2 protein-coding genes and 2 pseudogenes are annotated in these 3,431 nt (G+C 69.7%); 1 reads left to right on the forward strand and 3 read right to left on the reverse strand.

What is annotated here, in order from left to right; translation table 11 throughout:
* Positions 1-1,539: DUF4139 domain-containing protein (locus tag AC2W7C_RS15175; RefSeq protein WP_486002157.1), on the forward strand; the 1,539-nt coding region annotated here is incomplete at its 5' end.
* A gap of 6 nt (positions 1,540-1,545) precedes the next feature.
* Here the strand turns inward: AC2W7C_RS15175 and pth are convergent.
* The 3 genes and pseudogenes from pth to AC2W7C_RS15190 form a co-directional block, all read right to left on the reverse strand.
* Positions 1,546-2,166, reverse strand: coding sequence for an aminoacyl-tRNA hydrolase (gene pth, locus AC2W7C_RS15180; protein ID WP_486002158.1), 621 nt, complete (start codon positions 2,164-2,166; stop codon positions 1,546-1,548).
* A 160-nt stretch (positions 2,167-2,326) separates the two neighbouring features.
* Positions 2,327-2,935: pseudogene (locus AC2W7C_RS15185) on the reverse strand (50S ribosomal protein L25/general stress protein Ctc); the annotation flags it as partial.
* 163 nt (positions 2,936-3,098) lie between these two features.
* Positions 3,099-3,431: pseudogene (locus AC2W7C_RS15190) on the reverse strand (hypothetical protein); the annotation flags it as partial.

The following is a 3,431-nucleotide window of genomic DNA, read 5'->3' on the forward strand; positions in this document are numbered from 1 at the left end:
CGTCGTCTCGCCCGCGCCGAGCGGACCAGCGTGGTCATCTATCGCGACCGCCCGGTCGACACCGCGCGGCTGATGGAGCGGGCCGCGGACCCGTACGACGCCCAGGAGCTGCGCGCCGAAGGCCTGGCGCTGATCGTCGAGACCCGCACCCTGGACCTGCCGGCCGGCGAGACGGTGATCCGCTTCCAGGGCGTGGCCTCGGGCATCGCGCCCCAGACCGCCCTGGTCGAGGGCCTGCCGGGCGGAACCATCGAACGGAACGCCGACTTCGACCTGCTGACGCCCGGCTCGCTCCTGAGCCGCTCGGCCGGCGAACGGGTGCGGGTCGCCCGGACCAACCGCCAGACCGGCGAGGAGACGCTGGTTCCCGCCTTGCTGCGGGCGAGCGCCGACGGGCCGGTGCTCGAGATCGACGGCCGCTTCGAGGCCCTGGACTGTCAGGGCCTGACCCAACGCATCGTGTTCGACCGGGTCCCGGAGGGCTTGTCCGACCAGCCGATCCTGTCGGTTCGCACCCGAACGCCGGAGGCGGGGCGCTATACGGTGACCCTGGCCTATCTGGCGACCGGCCTGCAGTGGTCGGCGGACTATGTGGCGCGGCTGAACCCGGACGGCCGAACCCTGAACCTGACCGGCTGGATCACCCTGGCCAATTTCAGCGGGTCGGGGTTCGCCGACGCGCCGGTGCAGGTGGTGGCCGGCAATCTGAACCGCGACGACGACACCCGGCCGGTCGAACCGGTGCTGGACCCGGGTCGCCGCTCCTGCTGGCCGACGGACACCACGACCCAGGGACGGCCGCTGCCGCCGCTGCAACTGCAGGCCACGCCCTATCCGGCGCCGATGGCCATGCGTGCGGCGAACTTCGACGCGGTGGGCGGAGTCGACGAGATCGTGGTCACCGGCAGCCGTATCGTCGCCAGGCTGGGCGATCTGGGGGACTACAAGATCTACACCCTGCCCGAGCCGACGGACGTCAACGCTCGTCAGACCAAGCAGGTGCGCTTCCTGGAGCAGGAGGGCGTCCGCTTCACCCGCATCTATCGGGAGATGATTCAAGCGGGCGAGGACGAGGAGCCTCACGCTCCCATGATGCTGATCCGCCTGCGCAACGAGGCGCGCGACGGACTGGGCGTGCCCATGCCGGGCGGCGGCGTGAGCCTGCTGGAGACCCAGCGCGGCGTCGGCCTGCTGACGGGCCAGGCTTCGTTCCGCGACAAGGGCGTCGGCCTGCCGGTCGAGTTGGAGTTCGGCGGGGCGATGGATCTGACCGTCGAGCACGAGGTGTTGGAGGAGGAAACGATCGGCGAACGGGAAAGCCGGCGCGAGCGGAGGGAGATCCTGGCCACGGTGGTCAACGACAAGCCCTTCCCGATCGAGATCGAGCTGGTCCCAGTCGAATACCGCGAACGGGGGTTCCGCATCCTGCGTTCGAGCGCCCGCAGCGTGATCGCCGACGGCGGCTATCCAGCCTGGCGTCTTCGCGTTCCGGCCCAGTCGTCGCGCACCCTGCGCTACACCGTCGAATACGACTGGTGAGCGGGATCAGCCTTCGCCGCGCGCGGTCTGGCGCGGGCTGAACTTCGGCGCCGGGGCCAGTCGCATGACCTCGCCCTGATAGCGCTCGTCGTCGCCCGCCAAGGCGAAGGGCAGGGCGTCGGCGACGGCGTCCAGCATGGCCTGAAGCCAGGGCAGGTCGGCCTTGTGGAAGTCGCCCAGCACATGCGGCATGACCAGGTGGCTCTCGCCCGGGTGTCCCACCCCCATGCGGGCGCGCCGGAAGTCGGCGCCCAACTGGCTGATCAGGCTGCGCACGCCGTTCTGGCCCGCGGCCCCGCCGCCGGTCTTCATTCGGAAACGGCCCGGAGCCAGGTCGATCTCGTCGTGGAAGACGATGACCTCGGAGGGTTTGATCTTGTAGAAGCGCGCCGCCTCGCCGACGGCCCGGCCGCTTTCGTTCATATAGGTCTGCGGCTTCATCAGCAGGACCTTGACGGGCCCCTTGGCGGTCGGGACCTCGCCCTCGCGGATCACCGACTGGAACTTGGCGCGCTCGGGGCCGAAGGACCAGCGCCGCGCGATCTCGTCGGCGGCCATGAAGCCGATGTTGTGGCGGTTCTTCTCGTATTTCGGGCCCGGATTGCCCAGGCCGGCGACGATGATCATGGCGGGGTCCAGACAAGGAAACGGCCCCATCCGTAACCGGAAGGGGCCGCTCCAGAAACAGTCGAAACGAAGGGGCTTAGCCTTCGGTCGATTCGCCCTCGGCGGCCTCGTTGGCGGCCTGTTCGGTCGCCGGAACCTCGGCGGCTTCAGCGGCCTCGGCGGCGACTTCGGCGTCGTGGGCCTCGTCGGCGGCGGCCGAGATGGCGGCCGAAGACGTCTTGATCGAAGCGATCACGAAGTCACGGTCGGTGACGGTCGGCTGCACGTCCGAGGGGACCTTCAGGTCCGACCAGCGGATGGTGTCGCCCAGCTTGTGGCCGGCCAGATCGACGATCAGGTCTTCCGGGATGTGGTCGGCGCGGACGGCGATCTCGACGGTGTGGCGGACGATCTCCAGCGAGCCGCCCTGACGGAAGGCCGGGCACTGGTCTTCGTTGATGAAGTGCACCGGCACTTCGATCTTGATCGTCTGGTTCTCGTCGACGCGCATCAGGTCGAAGTGCAGCGGACGATCGGTGACCGGGTCGAACTGGACGTCGCGGGCGATGACCGGCTGGGTCTCGTCGCCGTACTTCAGCGTCACCAGGTGGCCCAGCAGCTTGCCGGTGTACAGGTTCTTGCGGAAGTCCTTCTCGTTGACCGAGATGGCCACCGGGGCCTTGTCGCCGCCGTACAGGATGCCCGGCACCATGCCGGCGCGACGGGCGGCGCGGGCGCCGCCGGTGCCGACGCCGTCGCGGACGTCCACGTTCAGAATGATCTCGGCCATCTGGCTCGCCTCAACAACAACGGAAACGCCGCGCCAACCCAGGGCCCGCGCGGCGGGGTCATGAACCCTCGAATTCAAGAGCGCGGGCTATTACACGCAAGCGCCCGCGGACGCAACCGCCAACGGCGTTTCCGTGCGTCCGCGGAATCTCAGCGGCCGCTGTTCACCGATACGGCGGCCGAGGTCGAGGCCGCGGCCGCCTCGGCGGCGACCGGCGACTGGACCGGAGCGTCGGCCACGGCGGTGGTCGGCACGTCGGCGGGCGCGGGGTGATGTTCTGGGCCGTGCAGGTCGAAAGGTCGCGCGCGATGTGGCGGCCGACGCAGAACATGTCCTCGTAGCTGGGGCGCGAGGCGGCCAGGCACTGGAACAGCATCAGCTTGGACATGTTCAGGCAGAACTCGCTGTTCTGGTCGACCGTCATCGCCTCGGTGTTGGCGCGGCCGTCCTCGCCGCCCGCGCCCAGGGCCGCCAGGGCCGCCAGGGCCAGCGAGCG

Source organism: Brevundimonas sp. CURTG3B2_SDJG, from assembly GCF_057364705.1.